The sequence below is a fragment of the Streptomyces sp. NPDC053079 genome (assembly GCF_044546695.1).
Classification (GTDB): Bacteria; Actinomycetota; Actinomycetes; order Streptomycetales; family Streptomycetaceae; genus Streptomyces.
The window spans coordinates 307,481-333,242 of the sequence record NZ_JBITZJ010000003.1; the positions used below are offsets into that span (position 1 = coordinate 307,481).

22 protein-coding genes and 1 pseudogene are annotated in these 25,762 nt (G+C 71.3%); 10 read left to right on the plus strand and 13 right to left on the minus strand.

The features are described from left to right. Positions 1–19: 19 nt before the first annotated feature. Both ACIGXW_RS13705 and ACIGXW_RS13710 read right to left on the minus strand, forming a co-directional pair. Entirely contained in the window at positions 20–2,785 is a 2,766-nt protein-coding gene (locus ACIGXW_RS13705; protein ID WP_399572915.1) for a discoidin domain-containing protein, read from the minus strand. A 189-nt stretch (positions 2,786–2,974) separates the two neighbouring features. Further along, positions 2,975–4,168 carry a hypothetical protein gene (locus ACIGXW_RS13710; protein WP_399572917.1) on the minus strand — a complete coding sequence of 398 codons (1,194 nt, stop codon included), beginning with the start codon at positions 4,166–4,168 and terminating at the stop codon, positions 2,975–2,977. 356 nt (positions 4,169–4,524) lie between these two features. On the opposite strand from ACIGXW_RS13710, the gene ACIGXW_RS13715 reads away from it, so the two are divergent. From ACIGXW_RS13715 to ACIGXW_RS13725, 3 genes and pseudogenes are all read left to right on the plus strand, one after another. Further along, entirely contained in the window at positions 4,525–5,223 is a 699-nt protein-coding gene (locus tag ACIGXW_RS13715; protein WP_399572919.1) for a hypothetical protein, read from the plus strand. 90 nt (positions 5,224–5,313) lie between these two features. Beyond that, a pseudogene (locus ACIGXW_RS13720) lies at positions 5,314–5,568 on the plus strand (oxidoreductase); the annotation flags it as partial. 41 nt (positions 5,569–5,609) lie between these two features. Next, positions 5,610–6,263 carry a class I SAM-dependent methyltransferase gene (locus tag ACIGXW_RS13725; RefSeq protein WP_399572921.1) on the plus strand — a complete coding sequence of 218 codons (654 nt, stop codon included), beginning with the start codon at positions 5,610–5,612 and terminating at the stop codon, positions 6,261–6,263. 88 nt (positions 6,264–6,351) lie between these two features. Here ACIGXW_RS13725 and ACIGXW_RS13730 read toward each other — a convergent pair whose 3' ends face one another. From ACIGXW_RS13730 to ACIGXW_RS13780, 11 genes are all read right to left on the minus strand, one after another. After that, positions 6,352–7,773 carry a glycoside hydrolase family 18 protein gene (locus ACIGXW_RS13730; protein ID WP_399572923.1) on the minus strand — a complete coding sequence of 474 codons (1,422 nt, stop codon included), beginning with the start codon at positions 7,771–7,773 and terminating at the stop codon, positions 6,352–6,354. A 282-nt stretch (positions 7,774–8,055) separates the two neighbouring features. Next, positions 8,056–9,618, minus strand: a complete 1,563-nt coding sequence (locus ACIGXW_RS13735) for an alpha/beta hydrolase (protein WP_399572925.1) — start codon at positions 9,616–9,618, stop codon at positions 8,056–8,058. Further along, positions 9,615–10,796: a serine hydrolase domain-containing protein gene (locus ACIGXW_RS13740; RefSeq protein WP_399572927.1), complete on the minus strand. Its 1,182-nt coding sequence runs from the start codon at positions 10,794–10,796 to the stop codon at positions 9,615–9,617. The genes ACIGXW_RS13735 and ACIGXW_RS13740 overlap by 4 nt, the downstream gene beginning before the upstream one ends. Positions 10,797–11,019: 223 nt before the next feature. Continuing rightward, entirely contained in the window at positions 11,020–12,246 is a 1,227-nt protein-coding gene (locus ACIGXW_RS13745; protein WP_399572929.1) for a GDSL-type esterase/lipase family protein, read from the minus strand. Between the two features lie 37 nt (positions 12,247–12,283). Continuing rightward, positions 12,284–12,658: a hypothetical protein gene (locus ACIGXW_RS13750; RefSeq protein WP_399572931.1), complete on the minus strand. Its 375-nt coding sequence runs from the start codon at positions 12,656–12,658 to the stop codon at positions 12,284–12,286. A gap of 434 nt (positions 12,659–13,092) precedes the next feature. Further along, positions 13,093–13,950: a hypothetical protein gene (locus tag ACIGXW_RS13755; RefSeq protein WP_399572933.1), complete on the minus strand. Its 858-nt coding sequence runs from the start codon at positions 13,948–13,950 to the stop codon at positions 13,093–13,095. A gap of 157 nt (positions 13,951–14,107) precedes the next feature. Next, entirely contained in the window at positions 14,108–15,262 is a 1,155-nt protein-coding gene (locus tag ACIGXW_RS13760; protein WP_399572935.1) for an AAA family ATPase, read from the minus strand. 117 nt (positions 15,263–15,379) lie between these two features. Further along, positions 15,380–15,937, minus strand: coding sequence for a hypothetical protein (locus tag ACIGXW_RS13765; protein WP_399572937.1), 558 nt, complete (start codon positions 15,935–15,937; stop codon positions 15,380–15,382). A 1-nt stretch (position 15,938) separates the two neighbouring features. Continuing rightward, the gene (locus ACIGXW_RS13770) at positions 15,939–16,778 is read right to left on the minus strand and encodes an aldo/keto reductase (RefSeq protein ID WP_071967649.1); all 840 of its coding nucleotides are present in this window, start codon (positions 16,776–16,778) and stop codon (positions 15,939–15,941) included. A gap of 203 nt (positions 16,779–16,981) precedes the next feature. Further along, positions 16,982–17,878, minus strand: coding sequence for an alpha/beta hydrolase (locus ACIGXW_RS13775; protein WP_071967648.1), 897 nt, complete (start codon positions 17,876–17,878; stop codon positions 16,982–16,984). 89 nt (positions 17,879–17,967) lie between these two features. Beyond that, positions 17,968–18,864 (minus strand): alpha/beta fold hydrolase, encoded by an 897-nt coding sequence (locus tag ACIGXW_RS13780; protein ID WP_399572939.1) that lies wholly within the window; start codon positions 18,862–18,864, stop codon positions 17,968–17,970. Between the two features lie 130 nt (positions 18,865–18,994). Here ACIGXW_RS13780 and ACIGXW_RS13785 point away from each other — a divergent pair, with 130 nt between their 5' ends. The 7 genes from ACIGXW_RS13785 (at position 18,995) to ACIGXW_RS13815 (ending at position 25,552) form a co-directional block, all read left to right on the plus strand. Next, entirely contained in the window at positions 18,995–19,774 is a 780-nt protein-coding gene (locus ACIGXW_RS13785) for a GntR family transcriptional regulator (RefSeq protein WP_399572941.1), read from the plus strand. 134 nt (positions 19,775–19,908) lie between these two features. Then, the gene (locus ACIGXW_RS13790; RefSeq protein ID WP_399572943.1) at positions 19,909–21,030 is read left to right on the plus strand and encodes a TIGR03364 family FAD-dependent oxidoreductase; all 1,122 of its coding nucleotides are present in this window, start codon (positions 19,909–19,911) and stop codon (positions 21,028–21,030) included. A gap of 5 nt (positions 21,031–21,035) precedes the next feature. Next, positions 21,036–21,737, plus strand: a complete 702-nt coding sequence (locus tag ACIGXW_RS13795) for a phosphonatase-like hydrolase (RefSeq protein ID WP_399572945.1) — start codon at positions 21,036–21,038, stop codon at positions 21,735–21,737. Beyond that, positions 21,734–22,783 (plus strand): ABC transporter ATP-binding protein, encoded by a 1,050-nt coding sequence (locus ACIGXW_RS13800; RefSeq protein ID WP_399572947.1) that lies wholly within the window; start codon positions 21,734–21,736, stop codon positions 22,781–22,783. Before ACIGXW_RS13795 ends, ACIGXW_RS13800 begins: the two co-directional genes overlap by 4 nt. Beyond that, positions 22,776–23,678: a 2-aminoethylphosphonate ABC transporter permease subunit gene (locus ACIGXW_RS13805; protein ID WP_399572949.1), complete on the plus strand. Its 903-nt coding sequence runs from the start codon at positions 22,776–22,778 to the stop codon at positions 23,676–23,678. The genes ACIGXW_RS13800 and ACIGXW_RS13805 overlap by 8 nt, the downstream gene beginning before the upstream one ends. Then, positions 23,665–24,456 carry an ABC transporter permease gene (locus ACIGXW_RS13810; RefSeq protein WP_399572951.1) on the plus strand — a complete coding sequence of 264 codons (792 nt, stop codon included), beginning with the start codon at positions 23,665–23,667 and terminating at the stop codon, positions 24,454–24,456. The genes ACIGXW_RS13805 and ACIGXW_RS13810 overlap by 14 nt, the downstream gene beginning before the upstream one ends. Positions 24,457–24,502: 46 nt before the next feature. Beyond that, positions 24,503–25,552: a 2-aminoethylphosphonate ABC transporter substrate-binding protein gene (locus tag ACIGXW_RS13815; RefSeq protein ID WP_399572953.1), complete on the plus strand. Its 1,050-nt coding sequence runs from the start codon at positions 24,503–24,505 to the stop codon at positions 25,550–25,552. The last annotated feature ends 210 nt before the right edge of the window (positions 25,553–25,762 follow it).

The window sequence follows — 25,762 nt, forward strand, 5'->3', positions numbered from 1 at the left end:
GCGCCGGCCCGCTCGCCCCCTACGAGACGGACAGCTCGGCGATGCCCGTACGGGACTTCGCGGCGGCGTCACCGCGCACCACCACCCGTACGTACCGCGCCGGCACCGGCGTGCCACCGCCGCCGGCCGCGTCGCGAGCGGTGTCGTGCCACTCCCGCCCGTCCGTGGACAGCTGGATGTCGTACGAGACCGGCTCCCCTCCGCTCCAGGTGGGGGTGACCTTGGTGACGCGCGCGAGCTTGCCGAGATCGGTGGTCAGGGTGCCCTTCGGCGCGTCCGGGACCCAGGCCGTGGCCGAGTTGCCGTCGACAGCGGCGTCCGCGTACATGCCGGGTTCCTCGGAGGAGGCGGTGGCGGTGGTGCAGCGGGCCAGGTTGTCGGTGGGGGCGAGGTCGGGGCGGCGGGTCTCGAGGACGGCCGGGGCGGCCTTGGTCAGGACCTGCTTGCCCTGCGGGGTGTCGAGGGTCATGGGCGCGCCGTCGGTGAGCCGCACGGTGGTCCGGCGGGCGCCGAGCTCGATGTCGTAGGTACGACCCTGCCAGTGCAGCCCGCGCAGAGTGATGCCCCGGCTGAGCTGCGGGGGCAGCATCGGGTCGAGGTGGAGCCGGTCCTCACGCATCCGCATGCCGGTCAGACCGTTGGTGAAGGTCTGCAGGAAGCCGCCCTTGCCGGTGAGGAAGTCGTGCGCGGGCGAGCCGGCCAGCGGGTCCTCGGCGCCCGCCTTGGCGCCCCGCGCCTCCGAGAACTGGGCGAACGGGCCGCGTACGAACGGCCTGATGGAGCGCTGCAGATAGGTGTACGTCGAACAGCCCGCCTCGCCCGTGCCGGCGGCGGCGATGGCGTGCACCGAATCCGTCATGGCGGGGCCGTCGGGGTCGGTCCGCTGGGCGTAGTAGTCGAGGGTGCCGGCGGCGGCGCCCGTCGGCATCGGCCACTCCAGGGGGTACATCAGCAGCACCGTGTCGGCCTGCTTGATCTTGCTGCCCCGGTATCCGTCGTACTGCTGGAAGACCTTGCGCTGCGCGTCGTACGGGATCCTGATCCGGTCGGCGACCGCCGTCCACTCCCCCGGCGCGCGCTCGCCGAGCAGCTGCGCGGCCCGGGCGGCGTGGCGCAGTGCGGTGACGGCACCGGCGTTGGTGAAGACCGCGTCGTCGACGCCGTTGCTGTACTCGTCGGGCCCGGCGGTGTCCTTGATGGAGTAGCTGCCGTCCGCGTTGCGGGTGACTCTCCCTGCCCAGAACTCGGCTATGCCCTTCATCACCGGCCAGCCGCGCTCGCGCAGCCAGTCGGTGTCACCGGTGGCGAGGTAGTACTGCCAGGCGGCGAGCGATATGTCCGACTGGAGGTGGATCTGGGTGCGGCAGTGGGGCGGGTCCACGCTGTGGCACTCCTGGCCCAGGTCGCCCTTGCTGCCGCTGTTCCAGGGGTAGAAGAGGCCCTGGTAGCCGAGTTGGCGGGCGTTCTCGCGGGCCCCCGGGAGGGTCCGGTACCGGTACTCGACGACGGTCTTGGCGAGTTGGGGTTCGGTGGCCAGCAAGGCCGGGTACATCCAGGTCTCGGCGTCCCAGAACACCAGGCCCGCGTAGTTGTCGCTGGTCAGCCCGGCCGGGGCGATGCTGTTGGCGGCACCCTCGCGGGTGCTGGACAGCAGCCCGTACCGCGCGGAGCGCACCCATGCCTGCAGGTCGCGCCGCCCGGGAACCTCGATGTCCGCACGCCAGGACCGGGCCCAGGCGGCGGCGTGGGCGCGCAGCAGCGCGTCCCATCCGCGCCGGGCGGCGCGCTGCGAGGCGGCGGTGGCGTCCTGGCGGGGCGAGCGCGAGGTCAGCGCGGTGTCGACGCCGACGTACTTGGTGAGCTCGTAGGCGTGGCCCTTGCGCACGGGGAAGGTGAGCGACTGCCGCACGCTCAAGTCCCGGGCGCCCTCGGCGTCCGCGGCCTTGGCGGTGCGTACGCCGCGCCCGGCGCGCAGGGTGGAGGCGACAGCACCGTCGGTGTCCGTGCCGTCGGTGCGGAAGGCCACGTCCATGGTCCGGCCGTCCCGGCCGGCCCCCGTGGTCCGGTCACCGCCGCCGGTCTGCCGCATACGCCGGGCGCCGCGCCCGTCGAGCAGGTCGGTGACGGTGGCCTCGCCGCTCCAGCGCGGCGTCATGCTCAGCCGCACGGCACCCGCGTGCGGGTCGTTGCGGTCGGCCAGTACCTCGTAGACGAGGTCGGTCTTCCGCCCGTCGGCGGCGGTCCAGGTCAAAGACGTCCGGACGATGCCGCAGTGCAGGAAGAGGGTCTGACGGTAACCGGATATTCGGCCCGATTGAGTCAAAGAGTTGAACGTATCGGCATGTTCGCCGCCGGTGCCGACGGTGAGCGCGGTCCAGGTGGGCAGTGCCGCGACGGCCTGCCGGTCCTCGGCGGTCTGCTTGTTGTGCGCGTAGAGCCCGGATACGAACGAGCCGTCGTAGCTGGGGGTGAACAGCGGCCATCCGGTCTTGGCGCTGCTGTCGGCGTAGCCCGCGCCGTTGGGCGGTACGCGCTGCCCCAGGTAGCCGTTGCCTACGTAGGCGTGGTGGGTGTCGTCGGCGTTGATGCCGGTGGCGTCGAGTGTCCAGCCGTCGCCGGTACGACAACTGCCGGTCGGGGAGGCGGAGGTGGAGGAACGGTCGGCGGTGGGGGGTTGTGGCGCTTGCGCGGCGGCCGCGGGCGGTACCGAGGCGACGAGAACGCCTGCCAGCAGCAGGGCGGACAGGCGGGTGGGACGTGGCCGCGCATGGGGAGAGTGCGTCATTGGACTCCGTCGTCTTGATCTCCTACGGGAGTCCCGCGACCTTAAATTGATGAACGGGTCACGTCAATAATGGTTGTTGTGCATAAGCTTCTTGGAGGGAAGGACAGTTACCGAGTCGACTCCGCAGCCGCCTCTGCCGAGTGGTCACCACCGACGCCCGGTGCAAACGCACCGCGGCAGTCAGGTCGGCTACGTGTGGCGCTCCTCAGCACGCTCCTCGGCACGCTCCTCGGCCGGTTTTCTCAGGAACGCCAGGAAGGGCAGCCCGAGGACGGGAAGCAGCCAGAGGGGGAGGATGAGACGGGGGTACTGCCCGAAGACCGGATGGGCGATCACGGTGAGGACACCGGTGAAGGCGGCCGCGGTGACGAGGACGGCGACGGCGGCATCGGTGCGCCAGAGCGCGGCGAGCGACAGGCCGCACAGCGCGAGGGGCAGGAAGGCCGTGGTATCGCTCTGCCAGGGCATGTACGTCCAGAAGTCGATGTTGAGTCTGATCAACTGCTGAACGGGGTCGGCGACATCCGGTTGCTTGAAGTGGTCGGTAAAGGTGTCCTGCATGGTGCTCGAGGCCCCCGGCCAGCCCATGAGGCCGGTTCCGACGGTGATTCCCACGAGCCCGGCCAAGGACATTGCGGCGAGTGCGACGGTTCCCGCATGACGGGAGCGGCGCCGCGCCAGGCATATCAGCGAAGCTGCCAGCAGGGTCGCGCAAAGCAGGGTGAAGGAGGAGTAGCGGACGAAGGTCCCCAGCGCGAGGGCGCCGCAGAGGGTCAGCACACCGGGCAGCAGAGACCGGTGGCGAACGAGCAGAACCGCGCCGGTCAGAGCCGCCAGTATGAGGGTGACGGCGGGCCCGTCGGTGAGCCGCTGCACGCCTATGCTGCCGGTGGGCAGGGTGAAGAAGAGGATCTCGCCGACCCAGGCGGCAGGGGTACCGCCGCCCGCGAGCCGAATCAGGACGATCACCAGAGCGCCCCCCACCAGGGTGAACGCCAGCGAAACGGCCCAGAGGGCGGCCCACACTCCGGTGAGAGGTGCGATGTGCGCGGCTATGAAGGGGTAGCCGGGCCGTGCGTAGAAGATTTCCTTGTACCGCTCGGTCGTGCCGTCGTGGCGGATCAGCCAGTCCAGGCAGTCGCTGTACACCTTGGGTTCCGGTTTCGCGTGGACGGCTCCCTCGACCCGGCGGAAGGCCGTGTCGTTGCCGTACCGCGAGCCGCACCAGTCCGCTGCCGCTCTGCGAACCGCTTCGGCGGGACTGGCACCGGCTGCGCTATGGGCTTGAACCGTGTAGCGATAGACATCGTTGTCCGCCGGGGGACGCGTATCACTGTGGTAGCCGAGCACCTGGAAGACGACGAATACCGACGCGATGAGCATTCCCCCGGCTATGAGCCTGCGCGTCCCCGAACTCCGGCTGCCCGTACGGCGAGCACGCAGGCCGGCTCCACGCATGACCATAAAACCCCCAACCCGGCCTGAGCGATCCTCGGAGACATGCCGGACAGGTGATCGTTATCGCTGGTCGGGGCGGGTACCCCGGCAGCGGGCAGCGCACAGCGCCCTTCTTTTGCCGGGCGCTCGCGCGGAATTCATGTCATGTGCTCTGTCTAGCCCACACGGACGGCCTCCGCGACTTGGCAGCGGCTCGGCCCGGGAGCTGATCGGCCATTGGAGTGGGGTGCGGCACCGGGACCCGGTTGCGGCGACCCTGTACGAGCCGCGACGATCAGCGGATGTTCGAACTGCTGCCGAGGATCGGGGTCCTCCTGCCGGACGGCGCGGGGACTCTCCGCTTCGGCATGGACGAGGATGCCGCGCAGAAGACCCTGGCCCGCCTCGGTCAGGTCCGCGGTGAGGCTGTCCCCGACGCACCGTGGGCCCTCACCGTCGTATGCGGCGACCTCGAGCTGACCGCCGTACCGGGCGGCATCGACCGGTCCGGGCGACAACCGACCGACCCGCTCCTGGCAAACGTCATCCTGCGCCGGGCCCGCTCCAGCCTGCCCATGGCTGCACACGACACCCTCCCACCGGTGTGGTGGAGCCCGGCCGCGGTCCCGGTCGTCCTCGACGACATCGATCTGTTCGGCTACCCGGCGACCGAGGTACTGGAGGCGCTCGGAGACGACCGGTACCCCGGGCTCCGGCTCCGGCCCGTCGTGCCGGGCGGCTACACGCACGAGGTCCGGCTCGAGCGCCCGCCCCGGAACGGGGACCGTGCGGGTACCGGCGCCGACGAGCCGGTCCTCGCCGACTACGAGCACATGTGGACGACTGGGCGGAACGCCTGGCAGCTGGAGCGAACGAGCAGCGGCTACCTGATCGTGCTGAAGGGCGAGCAGCCGATGGATGTGCTGATCTGCCACGACACGTTGGCCGATCAGATCATCGCCAGGATGATCGCAGCCGGGGTTGAGATCGTGGCAGGGTGAGGGAACCCCCAGGAAGGCACCGGTCCACCCGCCCCGCCCTTCACCCCAGCGCGTCCAGCAGTGAGCGCTCGCGGTCGGCGCTCGGGCCCGGCGCTGGCAGCACTCGGGGAGCGGGCGGGCCACTGGTCGTACGTGTCGTCGATCAGCGCGTACGCCTCGCACGCGCAGCCGGGCGCGGACGAATCGGCCGCGTTGCTTCGGGCGACCGAGCGGGAGGAGGCCGGCCGTGAGGAGTACGGGGAGGCCAAGGTGGCCTGCGAGGAGGCCTCGGCGGCCGCGGTGGGTGACCGGCTCCTCATCGCCCGGGCGGGACTGATCGGCGCGGCCCACGCCCATCGCGGCCGGCGGCATCGGGCGATGTCAGTGGCGGCTGACAGGATCGGCGCATGACGAACTCCGCCGCCATCACCGCCTACTGGGACGCCGCCGCCCAGGACTTCGACGACGAGCCGGACCACGGCCTGCGGGCCGCCGGGACCCGCGCCGCGTGGGCCCGGGTCCTGAGCGCCTGGCTGCCGTCCGCCCCGGCCGACGTGCTGGACGTGGGCTGCGGCACCGGATCGCTCTCGGAGCTGATCGCCGAGGCGGGGCACCGGGTCACCGGCGTCGACCTCTCACCCCGGATGATCGAGCAGGCCCGGTCCAAGCTGACGGCCGCCGGCCTCACGGGACGGTTCCTGGTCGGCGACGCCGCCGTACCGCCCACGGGCGGCGCGCGGTTCGACGTCCTGCTCTCCCGCCACCTGGTATGGACCCTGCCCGACCCGCTGGCCGCACTCGACGAGTGGGCCGGCCGCCTCCGCCCCGGCGGCCTCCTCGTCCTCATCGAGGGCCGCTGGCGCGAAGCCGGACAGAGCGGAGTGCCGTACGTGGCCGGCGCCGAGACCCTGCCCTGGCACGGGGGCATCACCGCCGACGACCTGGCGGATGCGGTACGCCCCCTCGTCAGCGGCCTGCGCGTCGAGCCTCTCAGCGGCGACTCCGCCTTGTGGGGCGGCCCGGTGAACGACGAGCGCTACGCGCTGATAGCCCGGATCTGACCGTCGCTGATCGCGCCGCTTCCCAGGGCTCGACGAAGAGACGGTGCCCGTACCGGCGATTCACCGGTACGGGCACCGTCAGGTGTGGTCAGGACCCGTTCGTCCCGTTGAGCGGGGCCTTCGCACCGTCGAGTCCGGCGCGGATCTGCTGGGAGAGCGCACCGGTCGTCGGGTCGTCACCGTCGAGGGAGTAGGCCATGACGCCACCCAGCTTGATCTTCTTCGCGTAGGCGGCCTTGTGGTAGGCGAGAGTCGGGTCGTCGTAGGTCCAGAAGACGTGATCCGTCTTGCTGTACCGCCAGGCGGAACTCTCCTCGCCCGCGCTGTTCTTCTGGCGGTACACGGGGTAGCTCGTGGCGTCGAGCTTGGCGATCTCGCGGTAGTCGTTGACTCCCGGTTCGTACTTGCCGTCCGCCGGCCCGGACGCCGAGTTGTGCATGCCGTCGGCGTGTTCCGTTCCCACGCCCTTCCAGCCGCGGCTGTAGTACGGGATCCCGAAGGTCAGCTTCGACCGGGCGCTCTCCCCCGCCGCCGCGATCCAGGCCTTCACCGCGGCCTCCACGGAGAGTCCTTGCGCCGGCGGGTAGAGGGCGGACTGCTGGTCGGTGGTCTTGTCCCACGCCCCGTGGAAGTCGTACCCCTGGATGTTGCCGAAGTCGAGGCACTTCATCACCTCGGGCGCGTCCCAGCCGGCCTTCATGATCTCCGGGTCGGCGGGGAGGAAGGCGGTCAGCAGGTACTTCCCGCCCCGCGGCGGGTAGTTCTTGACCAGCTCCGGGTCGTCCAGCTGCTTGCGGAACTCCTTCAGTAGCTCCACGAAGTTCGCCTTGTCGTGCTGCGCGTCGTACTTGTTCCCGGGAAGGCCCTTGTCGCATCCGGGCCATTCCCAGTCGATGTCGACCCCGTCGAAAATACCGGCCGCCGCCTTGGCGCCGCCGAACACGTCCTGCTCGGCGAGCTTGTGCGTCTGCCAGTTGCTCACCCAGATCCTCTTGGGCAGATTCCCCTTGATGAAGAGGTCGATGCAGGAGGAGACCAGATCTTCCCGCCCCTGCTTGGTCGCCGCGGCGAGCGACCAGTTACGGCTGTACGTCCAGCCGCCGAGCGAGACGAGGACCTTGAGCTTCTGGTGCTTCGCCTTGAGCTGCTTGAGCTGGTTGAAGTTCCCCATGAGCGCCTGCGCGCCCCAGCCCGGGTCGTTTCCCCCGATGGGCTCTTTGCCCGAGCCCTTGATGAACGGGGTGAGGTAGTCCGCGCCGGCGTCCCCGGCATTGATTCCGGCGTCGGCACCCGGCTTTTTGTTGTCGAGGGGCCTGACCTCCTCGAAACAGCGGTATCCGGTGTATCCCTCGGGATACTCTTCGGACTTCTTCACGTCGCCTGACGTGATGTTCTCGAACGCGTAGTTGAGGATCGTCAAGCGCTCTGCCGTGCCGTTGTCGTCGAGGGTTTTGAGGAAGATTTTCCGGTCGTAGACCGCCCACTGCGGAAAGTAGCCGATGAACTCCATGTGACCCTCCTTGAGCCGTTCCTTTCGGCGGCCACCAGCATGCTGCGCGGCATCGTTTCTCCAGAAGGACGGCCTTGCTCCGGAGGAGAGACATGGGCTTTTCTCCGCCGCCTGTCCTGCTGCCAACCCCGGGCCCGGTCGACGCATTCACCCCACGCGTGCCAGGCCGCCGGGCACTTCCCTCTCCTCGCACCCGGCCGTTCACATCAGGCACTCCCGCCGGGATGCTCCGCTTTTCATAGAAGTCCCACTTTGGCCGAGCCCGGGGTCACCCACTCGATGTCAGCCGGCCGCCATGACGCACGTCTGGTCGTTCACCGGAAGCCTGCCGGTGGCCAGGTAGGCGTTGACCTTCTCGTCCACGCAGGCGTTGCCGTAGTAGCCGTAGATCCCGTGTTGGTTGGCGCCCTTGAGGGTGATGAGCTTGGAGCCGGGCAGCATGCCGCGCAGGGCGACGCTGCCTTCGTAAACGGTGCGCGGGTCGCCGGTGGCGGCCACGATCAGGGCCGGGGCGTCGCGCCGCACTTGTGTGGGCTCCTCGCGGGGGCGGTCCCAGAAGGCGCAGGGTCCGATGTTGTTGGTCAGCGGACCGAACAGCGGGTGGGCGGCACGGCTGTTCTCGATGTCGCGCCAGTAGCGCTCGGGGTCGCGCGCGGCGGCCCCGTCCCCGCACAGGATGGCCGACTGCACACTGCCGAAGGGGGAATTCTTGCTGGACACGGTCCCTTGCAGGAGTTCCTTGAACTCCGGTGAGAGCCGGGTCGGCCGGCCGTTCGCTGCCTTGGCCATGACGGACACTTGCTCAGCGAACGCCGCCCGCATGACGTCGGTTTCGTCCGATATCCCGCCGAAGATGAGGGTCGGCACCTGGGTGTCGTCGAGCCGGAAGACGTCGGGGGCGGTGCCGAGGGTCAGCCCGCGCGCGGACGTCCCGACGATGCGGTCGACGGTGGCGAGCACGTGTGCGCGGGTGCGGCCGAGGCCGTAGGTGTCGTGCCTCTTCGCCGCCCAGGACGCCCAGTCGGCGAGCGCCTGTTCGTTCTCGCGCTCGGCGCCCCGCATCAGCCGGGGGTTGTAGCGGCGCGGGTCGATGGCCCCGTCGAGGACCACGCGGTCGTAGCGGCCGGGGAACATCTGGGTGTAGACGGTGCCCAGATAGGTGCCGTACGAGTAGCCCAGGTAGGAGAGCTTCCGCTCGCCGAGCACGGCCCTGACGACGTCCATGTCGCGGGCCGTGTTGCGCGTGCTGACGTGCGGAAGCACGGAGGCGTTGGTGGCTCGGCACTTCGCGGCCAGGTCCTTGTGCAGGGCGACCTGCCGGTCGAAACCGGCCCTGCCGAGGCCGGCCGAGAAGATGGAGTGGCCCACGGGCCAGCCGCAGTCGAGCGGGGTGCTGCGGCCGACGAAGCGCGGGTCCATGCCGATGATGTCGTAGCGCGCGCCGACGTCCTTCATGGCCTTGCGGACAACCGGCGGATCGCCGAGGGCGGGCCCGCCGGGACCGCCGAAGTTGAGCAGCAGCGGACCCACACGACGGCGGGTGTCAGTGGCCTTGAGCCGGGATATCGCGACGGTGATCGTACGGCCCCGAGGGTCGGCGTAGTCGAGCGGAACGGTCACGTCCGCGCACTGCACGCCGACCTTGTCCAAGTCGGTGCCGGTGGTGTCGCCGGGGCCCTTGACGCAGCTGCCCCAGTCGAGACGTTGCTGGTAGTAGCGCCCGAGCCCGGCCTCGGGCGTCCCGGCGGCGGAGGCGGAGGCCGCGGGAGTAGCGGTGAGGCAGGCGGTGAGGGCGAGGCCCACGGCCGAGGCGCGGCGCGCGGTGACGGCGCTGCGGGTGGTCACGGGGTCTCCTTCGCCTGACCGGTGCGGTCGGCGCAGAAGGCGGTGCTCACGACGGCGCGGAAGTCCTGTTCCGCCCGGTCGGTTGCGGGCACCTCGTTGAGGGCGAGGGACACGGTCCGGCCTCCGGGGCCGATCGCGCCCAGCGCCCGGTGGCCGCCGGGCACCGTCCCGCCGTGCCCCCACCACCAGCCGCCGCACTCCAGCGGTGAGGCGATCAGGCCCAGCCCGTAGCGGGCGCCGGGCCAGAGCCGGTCCGGGTCCGCGGGTACGGTGCGCTTCATCTCGGCGAGCCACCGCTCGGGCAGCAGCTCGCCGCCGAACAGCGCGCCGAAGAACCGGTTGACGTCGGAGGGAGTCGAGATCAGCGCGCCGCCCGCGCGGCCGAAGGTCACGTTCCACTCGGTGCCGTCGACCCGGGGTGAAGGTGTGCCGTCCGGCGCGTCGGGGCCCCTGAAGTAACTGCGCGAGTGCGGGCCCAGGATGCGTGTGTCGTCGCCCGGCCAGTAGGTGTCGCGCAGGCCGAGCGGCTTGATGATCCGGCGGGTCACCTCCGCCTCCACGCCGTGCCCGGTGACCTTCTCGACGATGAGCCCGGCGACGATCGTGTTGGTCGTCGAGTAGTGCCACTTCTTGTCCGGGGGTGGCAGCTTGAGCGCGGTCTCGATCAGTTCGCGGGGCTCGAAGTGACGGTAGCGCCACTCCTCCACGGGCCTTCCGGCGACGGCTTCGACGTGGTCGGGAAGTCCGCTGGTGTGCTGCAGCAGTTGGCGTACGGTGATCGTGCGACCGTCGTGACCGTTGCCCCGGATCAGCCCCGGCAGATAGCGCTCGACCGGGACGTCCAGCCCGATCCGGCCCTCCGCGGCGAGCTGCACGACGACCGTGGCTGTGAAGGTCTTGCTGACGCTGCCGATCCGCAGCCGGTCCTTCGCGTTCATCGGACGGCCGGTGCTCAGGTCGGCCACGCCCCGGGCGACGCTCCACTTTCCGCAGCGGCCGTCGACCACTTCGACGGCCGCGGCCGCTAAGCCGTGGCGTTGTCCGAGGGTGTCCAGGGAGCCGGTGACCGCGCCGCGCGCGGTGTCGCATCCGGAGGCCGAGGTGGCTCGGGCCGCCGTGCCGGACATGGTCGCCGCGTCGGCCGAGGGGGCGGTGAGCGCCAGGGCGATCGATGCCACGGCGAACGCCGCCGGCCCACGCCGCCGGCGCCTCTCCGAGGAGGCTGTTCTCTTGCTGCGCCGTAAGGGTGTCATGTGCTCAGACGTTAGTGACGCGTCCGGCCGTGATCACTCCGGCTGGCCCCCGTATCCCCGCGGGGGCCAGCCACCTGCCGCGGCACTCCTCATCCGATCCGGCTCCGATGACGGTCGGAGCCGGATGAGGAACGGACGTTTACACGTTTCAGGCCTGCGTGGCGGCGAACGGCCCGCCGGAGCCGAAGGCCAGGGCGGCGAAACGTTCGCCGATGCGGCGGTGGGTGGCGGCGTCGGGGTGGAGCTGGTCGGGCAGCGGCAGTTCGGCGAAGTCCGCCTCGCCGTAGAGGTCGCGGCCGTCGAGGTAGTACAGGTTCGGGTCGTCGGCTGCCCGCTGCTTCACTATGCGGGCCAGTTCGTCCCGGATGACGTTGAGGGTCAGCTTCCCGCCGGCCCGTTCCGCGGGATCGCCCGCGGCCCGGAACTGCAGCCTTCCCTCGCTGACGGTGCTGAAGTCCGGGGCGCTGGGGCCGGGAGTGTCCTCGTGGATGGGGCACAGGATGGGCGAGACCACCAGGAGCGGAGTGGTGGGGTGTCCCTCGCGGACGGTGTCGAGGAAGCCGTGCACCGCGGGGCCGAAGGCACGCAGGCGCATCAGGTCGGTGTTGACGAGGTTGATGCCGATCTTGACGCTGATCAGGTCCGCGGGAGTGTCGCGCAGGGCGCGGGCGGTGAACGGGTCGAGCAGGGCGCTGCCGCCCAGGCCCAGGTTGGTCAGCTCGACCCCGCCGAGGGAGCCGGCCAGCGCGGGCCAGGTCGTGCTGGGGCTCGCGGCGTCGGAGCCGTGACTGATCGAACTTCCGTGGTGCAGCCACTTCTTGCGGCCACTGTCCGGCAGGAGCTCGACGGGGGCATCGGTGCGCAGGGCGACCAGCTCGGTGATCTCGTTGTACGGCAGCCAGATCTCGACGTCCTTGACGCGGTCGGAAAGACCGGAGAACCGGACGGTGCCGACCGGGCCGGGCCTGGTCTCCACGGACCCGGTGCTCATGTCCACCAGCCGGACGTTGCCACCGGTCACACCGGCCTGGTCTGCCAGCTGCCCGTCGATGAGCAGGTCGTACACGCCGTCGGGGCGGGGCGGGGCGCCCTGGTAGGCGTTCTTGGTGCGCAGTGCGTCCAGCTCGACAGCGGTGGCACGGGTGCGGAACACCAGCCGTACGCCGGAGGGCTGGGCCTCGGCCATGGCCAGCTGCCCGTCGGCGCACTGTGCCCGGGCCCGGGCGGGCAGCCGGTGCGGCAGAAGCCCCTGTTCGGTGCGCTCCAGATCCAGGGCGCCGCGCAGGAGGTCAGCGGTGATGGGCGTGGTGATCCAGTGCGTCGCCCGGGCCGCCGTGGTGGGGCCGTCGGGGACGTCGTCGAGCCGGTCGTTCATGGGGGCATTCTGCCGGTCGGTTACATGGTCCGCCCCATCATTTTCCGCCCGGACGGTGCCCATCAGGATGCCGAGGAGGGCTGCTGCGATCACCGGTGCGTGGGCCGATGGAGAGCTCGGCCAGTCCGGTGCCCTGCCGGAGACCGTCGGCAGAGAGACACGCCGTCGGCAGGTCGGTGTGCAGCAGTTGCGCGGTACGGAAGGCGTGTTGCCCCTTTCCGTGTCCCTCGGTGACCGTCCCCTCCAGCTTGACGAGGCTGGCGGCGCCGACGCGAGCCCTGATGTTGGAGGTGTACTCGATCACGGATTCGCGTCCGTCCGTGTAGCGCACGACCTCACGGAACGGCGAAGTGTTAACACCGAGGCAGGATGCGGGAAGGGTGCCTTCGAAGCGGCCGACGGCCTTGCTCACCTTCCCGGAGCCTTCCGCGCAGGCGTACTGCTCGGTCGTCGAGATCCTCGTCGGCCGGGTGATGAGGGAGAGCCCCGGGGTCCACAACGTGCGGTACTGCCCCACACAAGCGACGGAGTCGTTCCGGGCAGGGGACGGCTGCGTGTCGTCAGCTCGGGCGGCGGCCGGGGACCACGCCAGACATGCCGCCGCCAGCACGGCGGCCCTCAACGCGACGCCGGCTCTTCGCCGATCGGACATGCACCCTCCTCGGTCCCGGAGCTGTGCCCCTTGACCGGGGCACCCTCACGGCCCCCTCCCTACCCGGGAATCCCTCGAACGAGCCGCGGCGCCCAGGGCGCCCGAAGCGCGGTGTTGCCGTGCGCGCCATCGCGCGCACGCCCAGGGGCTCTGGTGTCCCGACGCACCGGACGGCCGGGGGCGCGGCGGCGCCTTCATCCGCCGGCGCCTCGCCTGACCGTCACGGCACCGGCGCCGTACGAGGAGTCCGTGCCCAGCCAGACACCGGACCCGTCATCCGTGCCGTCCCTGCCGAAGGGCCGGAGGGCCGACGCCGCGTGGGCGTGGTGCGTGAAGTGCACACTGACCTGGCTGATGAGCGGGCACGCGTCGAGCACGGCCGCGGCAGACAGGTACGCGGAATGCTGAGAGGAGGAGCTGAGCTGGTCGGCCGTGGAATCCACGAAGGCCCGCAGGGCCTTGTCGCGGTACTGGTCATAGTCGGCGGGCGGGCTGCTGTACTCCCAGCGCATGTCGCCGGACATGCGCAGGACCCGGTCTTCCGCGTTCACCTCAGGGGCGAGGGTGTAGTCGTCCACCAGGAAGCCCGTGAAACTCGATCCCGTCGTCACTGCTCGATGCAGACCGCTGATGCCGCTGACCACCGTGGCCGGCCGGCCGCGCCGAGCCGTCGCGTCGGCCAGCCATTGGTCGGAAGGGCCGGTGGCGAAGCTGTGATGGCTGCCGGGCAGGGGTATCCAGGGGTGCTCGGCTATGGATACGTGCGCGGTCGATGCGGCCGGACACGCTTCCAGCAGGCGTTCCGCGAGCGCCAGGGCGAGGCGTTCGACGCTGGCGTCCACGTGGTCGTGCACCAAGGCGGAAGCCGTGTTGGTCATGCTGCGGGTCGGCAGGATGCTCCCGTTGTCGCCGTCGGCGAAGGCAGCGGCGAAGTCGCCCTCGAGTGTCATCGTCAGTCGGAAGTCACGGGCAGCGTGGGCATGCGCGCCGCGGCGGACCCCCAGCAAGCGGAGCTCATGCCGTCCATAGCTCGTGAAGACGACCTGATGCATGTGCTGCCCCCCTTCTTCGGCTACGCGGGCTTGCTTACCCCGGGGCACGCAGTAGAACCGCGCGCCCCCGAGACCGGACGACGGGGCGAGCCGCCAGAGGGAGGCCTCTCAGGCCTGGCGCTCGCCCGGTACACCTGTGTGCGGCGTGCGGCTGCCGTCAGCGCTTGGGCCAGTACCACAAGGGCTCGTCCAGCAGCCCTTCGCGCCCCGCCACCGTTGTCTGACCCTGCGCCTCCTTGACCAGGCGTATGGAGTTGACGTCGAGCCGGTGGCGCGGGGCGTTTCGGGCGAGCTCTTCTGCCAGGACCGGGGCGTGGGTGACCACCACCAGCTGGGTGTCCTTGGCCGCGGTGAGGATCAGATCGGCGAGCGGAGGCAGCAAGTCCGGGTGGAGGCTGGCCTCCGGCTCGTTGAGGACCAGGAGCTCGGGCGGTCGGGGGGTCAGCAGTGCCGCCGCCCACAGGAGGTAGCGCAGGGTGCCGTCGGAGAGTTCGCCGGCACCCAGCGGGCGCAGCAGGCCGCGCTGGTGCAGTTTCAGTTCGAATCGTCCGTCATGGTTCTCGACGCGTACGCGGCTGCCGGGGAACGCGGCGTCCACGGCGTGGTCCAGTGCCTCGTGGTCGCCGATCTCCCGGATGGTCTCCAGGGCGGCCGCGAGATCGGAGCCGTCGTGGCTGAGGACGGGGGTGCGGGTGCCGATCCGTGCGGTGCGGGCGGGTGCGTGCGCGTCGGTGCGCACGTGGTCGTAGAAGCGCCAGGACCGGATGAGCTCGCGCAGTCGCAGCAGGTCGGGGGCGAGCTGCGGGTCGGCGAGTTCGCTGAGCATGCTGTCGTACGGACGGATCGCGTTGGCCGAGCGGTGCCAGCCGCCGTCCGCGGTGCGGGTGCGTACGGCGGGGCCCGAGCGGTCGCAGAGCAGCGCGGCCGGGCGCAGCACGGGGCCCGTCCACGTGCACTCGCGTTTGATCTCCGGGTCCAGGTCGAAGAGCGAGCCGTCGGAGATGGGGTGTCCGAAGTCGACGGCATAGCTGCAGTCGGTCCCGGCGAAGCCGAGCCGCAGGCTGACGGGCTCGGCGCGGCCCACGCCCCGCCCCGGCTTCTCTTCCCCCGCCCACAGGGTGGAGGGGAGCCCGCCTTCGCGCGCCAGCGCCGCGACCGCGCCGCCCCGGGCCGCGTCGGCGAGCAGCCGCAGCGCGCGATACAGGCTGGACTTGCCGGTGCCGTTCGCGCCCGTGACGACGTTGAGTCTGTCCAGCGGCACGATCAGGCGGCGCAGGGAGCGGTAGTTCTCGACGGCGAGTGTGGTGATCATGAGTCTCACTGGTGCTCGATGGATCTAGACCCTGCCAGTGTGCTGGGTGGGTCTGACAATCCGGAGGTGACGGCCACGACGCCGGACTCGACGGCTCTGACATGGCGGCGTCATCTCTCACCGCCCGGCCCGCGACCTCCGCCACTCCACTTCCGCGGCAGTCGTCGGGCTCTGGATGCTGTTCACGTCGCCGACCCGTAGGTTGTCCGGTGTGCTGTATTCGCCGTAGGTGGCGACGACGGAGACGGAGACCTGGGAATCGGGCTGCCAGAACGTCCGGTAGTACGGTGCGTTCCCCGGGATTTCCGGGATTTCCAGCAGGGGGACGCCTCGCCGCTTCAGTAGGCGCTGCAGCTTGTCGAAGCGGAGCCGTGGGGCGAACCGTCCGTACCGGGCGCGGAGCGTCTCGTTGGCGAGCGTGCGGTCCCGGTACGCGAGCCTGTGCACCTGCAAGGTGAAGTGGTGGCCCGACCAGGGCTGGTCGGCGGAAGCGCGGTCCCAGAAGAACTCGGCCAGGCCGTAGTCACGCCACATGCTGTGGTCGCTGAAGCTGTTCTCGCCGAAGTCCGTCCCCAGGACCTCGGTGACGCGGTCGGGAGAGTCCGTAGGGCGCAGGCCGAGCACGGTGCCGGTGGTGACGACGTCCACATAGAACGCCAGGGAGTGCGGGGTCAACTCAACCGGTCCGCTCGATCCCGTCGAGGCGGTCGCAGTGCGCCGGAGTCAAGTGGAGCCGTGCCGCGGCGAGGTTCTCCTCCAGGTGGTCGAGCCGGGCGGTGCCCGGGATCGGGAGGATGACCGGGGAGTGGTGGAGGAGCCATGCGAGCGAGACCTGCGTGGGGGTGGCGCCGAGTTCGGCCGCCACGGCGGCGATCTCGGCCGTCGCCGCCGACGCCGCACCGGCGACCGGGCGCCACGGCAGGAACGCGATGCCCGCCGCTTCGCACGCCGCGAGCACGGGCTCGTGTTCGCGGTCGAGCAGGCTGTACCGGTTCTGCACGCTCGCGACGTCGATGATTTCCCGCGCCTGATCGAGTTCGGCGACGGTGACCTCGGACAGCCCGAGGCGGCCGACCTTGCCCTCGGCCTGGAGCTCCCGCAGTGCGCCGAGCTGGTCGGCGAGAGGCACCTCCGGATCGATGCGGTGCAGCTGGAGCAGCTCGATCCGCTCGACGCGAAGCCGGCGCAGGGCGTGTTCGACCTGATCGCGCAGCACGTCCGGCCGCCCGTCGAGCGTCCACCCGGCCGGCCCGGCCGATCGCGCGACGCCGACCTTGGTCGTGATGAGCAGCCCGTCGGCGTAGGGGTGCAGGGCCTCGGCGAGGAGCTCCTCGTTGGCTCCCCACCCGTACATATGGGCGGTATCGATCAGCGTGACGCCCAGCTCGACGGCCCGCCGGGCAATCCGGAGGGAGGCGTCGCGGGCGGGGCCCGGCTCCGTCGGCAGGCGCATGGCTCCGAAGCCGAGCCGCCCTGCCTTCAGGTCCCCGCCGATGCGAAACGTGCTCGATGCCATCTGCTGTCTCCGCCCCTCGCTCAGGGGGTAACGCTAACAGTGCGGTTGATCCCGCCCGGGGCCCGGAGACGACCGACGCGTTCGGCATCGCCGCCTACCAGCCCCCGGGAACCCCCGATGGGACATTGGTATGCCAGCTACGGGGGCCCTCGGCGCTGTTGTCGGCGTTGTCAGCCACGGGCGGTACGCGTGCGCGTTCGCCGTCACTCCGACAGCGCGCGGCGCAGAACGGCGGCGAGCTCGGCGTTCTGCCGCTGGGACACGGCGGTGGAGATGATGGCGTGCGATCCGTGGAACGTGCCCGGCCACTGGTGCAGTTCGACCGGGACGCCGGCCTCCAGCAGGCGCAGCGCGTAGGCAATGCCTTCGTCACGGAAAGGATCGAACTCAGCCGTGGCGATGTAGGCGGGCGGCAGACCGGACAGATCGGCGGCCCGGGCCGGGGCCGCGGACGCCGAGGCGGGCGCGGATCCGAGGTAGTGCCGCCACGCGACGGCGGCGTTGCGGCGATCGAGCCGCGGCGTGTCGGTGAACTTCCGTGCCGATACGGTCTCCTGGCGGTCGTCGAGGCCGGGCTGATTGAGCAACTGGTACCGGATCGGCGGACCTTGCTCATCGCGTGCCCGCAGCGCCACGGCGGCCGCGATGCATCCGCCCGCGCTCATGCCGCCGACCGCGATCCGCGCGGGATCGACGCCGAGCTCTTCGGCGTGCTCGGCAGTCCAGGTGAGGACGGTGTACGCGTCGTCCAGGGCTGCCGGAAACGGGTGTTCGGGAGCGAGGCGGTAGCCGACCGAGATCAGCAAGACGCCGGAGGCGTCCGCGAGCCGGGCGGCCAAGGGGTGCTCGGTGTCCAGGTCACCCGTGCAGAATCCACCACCGTGCAACCAGACGATGGCGCCCTGCGCCGCGTGCGGGCGGTAGATCCGCACGGGGACGTCCGGGTCGCCCGGCACCGTACGGTCCTCCACCTCCATTCCCCCGGTGTCCGGTGCCGGCAGCGAGGCGATCAGTCGCGCGAGGTTCTCGCGCTCCGCGACCGGGTCGGTCAGGTCGGAGCGGGGTATCAGCGGTAGGAATGCTTCGAGTTCGGGGTCCATGTCTGCAATCGTCGCGGTCGGCCACCCCTCGGTACAGCCGCCATCCGGCGCGCAATCCACCCCTGTCGCGCGACGATCGGCGCATGGCCTCAGGCCATAGAGGCGCCGGACTGCCGTTCGCCGGCGGCCTTCTCCAGGAGCGACGTGAGGATCGGCTCGGCATGTGTCCACAACAGAGCGCCGCCGATCCCGGGTACGAGACGGCGGTGGGCACCGGGTATGCGGGAAGCGAGCAGGGCTCCGTTGTCGGGAGAGTGGCCGGCGTCCTGCTCGCCGTACCAGATGTCGACCGGGACGGCGATCCCGTCGAGGGTGAACGGCCACCGCCCCATGGCCAGGACCGTGTCGCGGGCGTAGCCGGCCGCACCTTGGGCGAAGCCCTCGTCCAAGGCCCTGCGGTAGGCGGCCGCGAAAGCAGGATCCTGGTAGACCGCGAGGTCGCAGGCGGGGCTCCCGGCCATGACCATGCCCCACATCGCATCCGCGTTGAAGCCCGCGAAGAACTCCTCGGCGCCGGCCGGGTCGCACGCGGTCCGCTCGACGAGGCCGCGCAGGTCCGCCGGAAGAGCGGAGGCGAACTCCGGCGCGGCGACCTCGTCCGCGCCGGAGACGACGGCCAGCGCGGAAGCCACGCCCGCCTCCGCACAAGCGAGAGCGAAGGGCGCACCTTGCGAGTTCCCGACCATCGCGGGGCGCCCCAGCCCCCGCAGGGCGCAGAGTAGACCGACATCGCCGGCGAAGTCGGAGAAGGTCCGGCCGGGGGCGGATGTCGAGACACCGAGCCCCGGGCGGTCCACGGAGATCAGGCGCACTCCGAGCGCCGCGACGACGCCCGCGCCGAAGCCGAGCCGGCGGCTCGTGGCCGCACCCGGGCAGAGCACCACGGGCACGCCGTCCGGCGGCCCCCACTCGGCCCACCCGAGCAGCCGCCCGTCGGACAGACGACTCTCGCCGAGCCGGGCGGGATCATCCAGGAACACGGTCATGATCGACATCATGGCCGTGGGCGGGAGGCTGCGCATCCCGTTTCCGCCGTCGCCCGCATCCGCCGAACCCCGCCCGCGGCTCCGCTCCGCCCCTGACACCCCGTTCACACGGGGATGCGAGGATCACCCCGTGGAACCGACACACACGCACCACGTCCCGGGCCGGGCACCCGGCGCCCCCGTCCGGGCCGGCATCCCCGAGCACGGGCGGATCCCCAAGTACTACGCGGTCAAGGCCCAGGTCGCCGTCCTCCTCGACGACCTGGGCGAGGGCGGCCTGCTGCCCGCCGAGCGCGAGCTCGCCGCACGCTTCGAAGTGGCTCGCGAGACCGTGCGTCAGGCCCTGCGTGAGTTGCTGCTCGAGGGACGGCTGCGCCGTGTGGGGCGCGGTACGGTCGTGGCCGGGCCGAAGCTGGAACAGCCGCTCGCCCTCGCCAGCTACACCGAGGGCGTACGCCGCCAGGGGCGCCGGCCCGGGCGCACCCTCATCGGCCTGGACCGCCTCGCCTGCCCCACCGCCCTCTCCCCCGATGTCGGCGTACGACCGGGCGAGCCCGTCTGGCATCTGGAGCGGGTGCTGCTCGCCGACGACGAACGGGTGGGGCTGGAAAGCACGTACGTGGCGGTGGAGCGGGCGCCGGGGCTGGACACGGAGTTCGAGCCGGACTCCTCCTTCTACGGCTATCTGCGTGACCGTCTGGGCATCGGCTTCGGGGACGCGGACGAGCGGCTGGAGACCGTTCTGGCGACCCCGCGCGAAGCCCTGCTGATCGGCACGCCGCCCGCGCTGCCCATGCTGCTGATCCACCGGGTCTCCCGGGACACCGACGGCAGACCGCTGGAACGGGTGCGGTCGCTCTACCGGGGAGACCGGTTCTCGTTCACCACGCACCTGCGCGGCGGGGGCTGAGCCGGAGAAGCCCCCGGCACCCCCTTTCGATGTCACGAAACGATAACGGGTCTAGTCCAAGTTTGGCGGCTCGTTTCCCCCCGCTTCGCCGGCCGGCCGCCCCCGCGTCACCCCGCCCGACGACCGTTCACCTCATGCGAGTCATAGTCATCGGAGCCGGCGTCCTGGGAACCATGCACGCCTGGCAGGCAGTGCGGCGCGGCCACGAGGTCGTGCACATCGAGCGGGAGGTCGAGGCCCGCGGCGCCTCCGTCCGCAACTTCGGCCTGATCTGGGTCAGCGGCCGGGCGGCCGGCGAGGAGCTGGAGACCGCGCTGCGGGCCCGCGCATTATGGGAGGAGATCAGCGCCACCGTCCCCGGCCTCGGCTTCCGTGCCAACGGTTCACTGACCGTCGTCACCAACGAGAGCGAACTGGCCGTCGCCCGCGCCGCCCTGGCCCGGCCGGATGCCGCCGCCCGCGGATTCCGGCTGCTCACGCCCGACGAAGTCCGGGCCGTCAACCCCGCCCTGCGCGGGAAGCTCCTCGGCGCCCTGGCCTGCGGCCGCGACGCCGCCGTCGAGCCGCGTACGGCCCAGCGCGCCCTGCGGCAAGCGCTGCGGTCCTCCGGCCGCTACACGTTCCTCGGCGGGCGCGAGGCCCGCGAGGTGGTCGGAGCGTCCGCGGTCCGCGACGACCACGGCCGACTGCACGAAGGCGACGCGGTCGTCCTGTGCACCGGCGCCTGGCTGGGCGGCCTCGTCCGCGAACTCGCGCCCGCGCTGCCGGTGCGACGCGTGCGCCTGCAGATGATGCAGACCGCCCCGCTGGGCGAGACGCTCACCACGTCCGTCGCCGACGCCGACAGCTTCCGCTACTACCCCGCCTACGGCGGTGCGGCCCTCGAGACGATGGCGGCGTCCCGGGCCCAGCCCCCGGTCGCGGCCGAGCACAGGATGCAGCTGCTGATGGTCCAGCGTGCCGACGGCGGCCTGACGATCGGCGACACCCACGAGTACGCCGAGCCGTTCGCCTTCGACGTCGACGAGGACCCGTACCAGCACCTCACGTCCGTCGCCGAGGCCCTGCTCGGCCGCCCCCTGCCGGGGATCCGCCGGCGCTGGGCCGGGGTGTACGCGCAGTGCGCGGACACCACCCGTGTCGTGCACCGCGAACAGCTGCGCGACGGCGTCTGGCTCGTCACCGGGCCCGGCGGGCGCGGCATGACGTGCTCCCCGGCGATCGCCGAGTCGACCGCGAACGAACTGGGCTGGTGAGGCACATGGCCGAGAAGACGAACCTGGTCCTCCTGGACATGGCCGGGACCACCGTCGCCGACGACGGCCTGGTCGAGCGGGCCTTCGGCGCCGCCGCCCAGGCCCTCGGAGTCGCCCCGGACACCGCCCGGTACGCCGAACAGCTCGCCCACGTCCGCGCCACGATGGGCGAGTCGAAGATCTCCGTCTTCCGGCACCTCTTCGCCGGCGACGAGGACGCGGCCCGCCGCGCCAACGCGGAATTCGAGTCCGCGTACGGCGCCTTGGTGGCCGCCGGCCACTGCGAGCCGGTGCCCGGCGCCCGTGAGGCCGTCGAAACGCTCCGCGCCGAAGGCCGCACCGTGGTCCTCACCACCGGCTTCGCCCGCGTCACCCAGGACACGATCCTCGCCGCCCTCGGCTGGACGGAACTGGCCGACCTCACCCTGTGCCCCGCCGACGCGGGCGGCCGGGGCCGCCCGTACCCCGACATGGTGCTCACCGCCCTGCTGCGCACCCGGGCGGTGGACGACGTACGGCGGATCGCGGTCGCCGGCGACACCTCCCACGACATGCGGTCGGCCATCAACGCGGGTGCGGGGGTGGTGGCCGGGGTCCTGACCGGCGCGCACGACGAGGCCGTACTCCGCGCCGCCGGAGCGACCCATGTGCTGCGGTCCGTGGCGGAGCTGCCGGACCTCCTGCGACGGGCGGAGGACGGCCGTTGAGCACGGGCATCCGCTTCGACGGCGTCACGGTCGCGTACGGCCGCACCACCGTGCTGGACTCCTTCGACCTCACCGTCGAACCGGGCGAGGTCATGGCGCTCCTCGGCCCCTCCGGCTCGGGGAAGACGACCGCACTGCGCACGGTCGCCGGTTTCGTCGAGCCCGCGGCGGGACGGGTGCACATCGGGGACCGCGACGTCACCGCGCTGCCACCGCACCGGCGCGGCGTCGGCATGGTGGTGCAGCAGTACGCGCTCTTCCCCCATATGAAGGTCGACGCCAACGTCGCCTTCGGCCTCAAGGCGCGCAAGGCGCCCCGGGCCGAGATCGCCGCGCGCGTCGCGGAGGCGCTGGAGATGACCGGCATGGCCGCGTACGCCAAGCGCTATCCGCGTGAACTCTCCGGCGGGCAGCAGCAGCGCGTCGCCATCGCGCGGGCGCTGGCGATCCGGCCCGGCGTGCTCCTCCTCGACGAGCCGCTGTCCGCCCTGGACGCACAGTTGCGCTCCGGAATGCTGGCCGAACTCGCCCGCCTGCACCGCGAACTGCCGGACATCACCATGCTGTACGTCACCCACGACCAGGTCGAGGCGCTGACCCTGGCCGACCGGATCGCCGTCATGGACCGCGCCCGGCTGCAGGACTGCGGCACCCCGCGGGACCTCTACCGGCGACCGCGCACCGAGTTCACGGCTTCCTTCGTCGGCACCGCGAACCTCCTGCCGGTGACGGTCACCACCGACGGCGTACGTCTCGCCGGCACCGACTTGGACGTGCAGGCGGGCGGCGCCGCGCAGGGCGATACGGCCACGCTGTGCGTCCGCCCGCACCTGGTGGGGCTCGGGGAAGGGCCCAACGCCCTGCGCGGGACGGTCACGGAGGTCCAGTGGCGCGGCGCCACCCACCGGCTGTGCGTCGACGTCGCCGGCCACCGGGTGACGGCCGACCTCCGCGAGCTCCCCGCACCACCACCGCTCGGCACCGAGGTCACCGTGCACTTCGCCGCGCGGGACGCGGTGCTGCTCCCGGCAGGGGCCCATGGCTGAGCCCGTGACCGCGCCCGCGCCCGTGTCCCTGCCCGTGCCCGATGTCGTGCGGCGGAGGAAGGTCCCGGCCTGGGTCCTGGCCCTCCCGCCCGTCGTCGCCCTCGGCCTGGTCTTCCTCCACCCCCTCGCGCTCGTCCTGTGGCAGTCCGTGTCACCGGACGGCGGCGGGCATTCGTTCTCCGCCTACACCGAGGTGTTCGCCCAGGCCGTCTTCCGTGATGCCCTGCGCAACACGGTCCTGATCGCCGTCGGCGCCACCACCGGCGCGCTCCTCCTCGGCTTCTTCCTCGCCCTGGTCATCGCGTTCATCCCCTTTCCCGGCGGCAAGGCGATCGGCCGGTTCATCGACGTCTTCGTGTCCTTCCCGTCCTTCCTCATCACCCTCGCCCTCCTCTTCGTCTACGGCACCACCGGTATGGCCAACGGTCTGTGGACCGGCGTGACCGGCGCCGCGCACGGCCCGTTCGGCTTCCTGCACACGCCCTGGGGCGTGCTGCTCGCGGAGATCACCTACTTCACGCCCTTCGTCATGCGGCCGCTGCTCGGCGCGTTCTCGCAGTTCGAGACCGCACAGCTGGACGTAGCGGCCTCGCTCGGCGCCAAGCCGCCGCGGATCGTCCGGCAGGTCGTCCTGCCCGCGGCGCTGCCCTCGCTGGCGGCCGGCGGCTCGCTCGTGCTGGTGATGTGCCTCAACGAATTCGGCATCGTCCTCTTCACCGGTGCGAAGGGCGTGACGACCCTGCCCGTGCTCGTCTACGGCAAGGCGATCCTCGACGGCGACTACAGCGGTGCCTGCGTGGTGGCCGTCGTCAACATCTGCCTTTCGCTGGCGCTGTACGGGCTGTACCGAACGATCACCACTCGCATGGACGGAGTCCGTCGTGCTCGTGCATAGCCGTCGTGCCCGCCGGGCGGTCCACGCCGCCTTCCTCGCGCTGTTCCTCCCCGTCTTCGCGCTGCCGTTCCTCGTCGTCGTGGCCGCCTCCCTGGCCACGCGGTGGAGCGGCGTGCTCCCTTCCGGCGCGACCCTGGAGCACTACCGGGCCGTCGCACACGGGGACGCTCTGGACGCGCTCGCCACCAGCGTGCTGACGGCCGTCGCGGCGAGCGTGCTCGCCCTGGTCACGGGCGCGTGGGCGGCCCTGGCGGCCAGGGGCCCGCGCTTGCGGCGCGTGATCGGAGCGCTGTTCGTGCTGCCGGTCGCCGTGCCGTCGGTGGTCGTCGGGCTGTCGCTCCTGGTCGCCTTCTCCAAGCCGCCGCTCCTGCTCAACGGCACGTCCACGATCGTCGTCCTGGCGCACGCCGTCCTGGTGACCGCATTCGCCCACCAGTCGGTGACGGCGGCGCTGGACCGCCTGGACCCCGCGTACGAACAGGCCGCCGCGAGCCTCGGCGCGAACCCCCTGAACGTCCTGCTGCGGGTCAAGCTGCCCCTTCTCCTGCCGTCCCTCTCGGCGGCCGCGGGGCTGTGCTTCGCCCTGTCCATGGGCGAGCTGAGCGCCACGATGATGCTCTACCCCCCGGACTGGGTGCCCCTGCCCGTCAAGGTCTTCGCCGCCACCGACCGGGGCGCGCTCTTCCCCGGTGCCGTGCTCGCCGTCGTACTCATGGCCACGACGCTGCTGGCGCTGTACGCGGTCTCCCGGATCCGTACGAAGGCCGCCCACCGCTGATCCCCCTCCCGCCGCACGTTCTTCCCGTGAAGGAGTCCGCCCCGCCATGCCCCGTTCCCGCGTCCCGCTCGCTCTCGTCCCCCTCCTCCTCGCCCCGCTCACCGCGTGCGGAGGGACGGCCGACGCCCGGTCGAACGAGATCACCGTGTACAGCGCCGACGGCCTGAGGGCCGAGGACGGCTCCGGCTTCTACGACAAGGTCTTCAAGGACTTCGAGAAGGAGACCGGCGTCAAGGTCCGCTATGTCGAGGGCGGATCGGGCGAAGTCGTGCAGCGCCTGGCCCGGGAGAGGTCCAACACCAAGGCGGACGTCCTCGTCACCCTGCCGCCGTTCGTCCAGCAGGCCGACGGCAAGGGCCTGCTCGCCGCGTACCGGCCCCAGGGCTCGGACAAGGTCACCGAGGGCGACAAGGACCCCTCCGGCAAATGGACCGCGATCGCCGGCAACTACTTCTGCTTCATCTACAACTCCAAGGAGCTCAAGGGCGCTCCGCCCAAGACCTGGAAGGACCTTCTCGACCCCAGGTTCAAGGGCAGGTTGCAGTACTCCACCCCCGGGGTGGCGGGCGACGGCACGGCCGTGCTGATCAAGGCCATGCACGACTTCGGCGGCAAGGAGCCCGCGCTGGCCTATCTCAAGGAGCTGCAGAGGAACAACGTGGGCCCCTCCCGCTCGACCGGCCAGCTCGCCCCGAAGGTCGACAAGGGCGAACTCCTGGTGGCCAACGGGGACGTGCAGATGAACTTCGCGAACATGAAGTCGATGCCGGACCAAGGCATCTTCTTCCCGGCCGGCGACGACGGCCGCCGCACCACCTTCGCCCTCCCCTACACGGCCGGACTGGTGAGGGGAGCCCCGCACACCGAGAACGCCAAGAAGTTCCTGGACTACCTCCTCACCGACCGCGTGCAGCGCGAAGTCTCCGCCGTGGGCGGCGGCTTCGCCGCGCGTACGGACGTCAAGGCGACCGACCCCAACGCCACCTCGCTCGCCGGCATCATGCGCGGCGTCGAGATCTTCCGCCCCGACTGGACCGACGTCGACAAGAACCTCTCCGGCTACGTCGCCGCGTGGAAGTCGGCCACCGGCAGCTGACAGGACTCTCTCTCCTGAGCAGGACGCACTCCCGAGCCGCTCCGGCCGGGCGCGGTGGACGGGGAGGGACATCCGGCCACCCGTCAATGGGATCAAGACAAACCCCCCTCGTTGGAGGGTTCGGTGAGCACGGGGACGCGTGCTCCCTGTTGGGTTGAGTGACTGTCTGTCGTCCGGCGCACACGGCGGACGAACCCCTTCGAGAGAGGA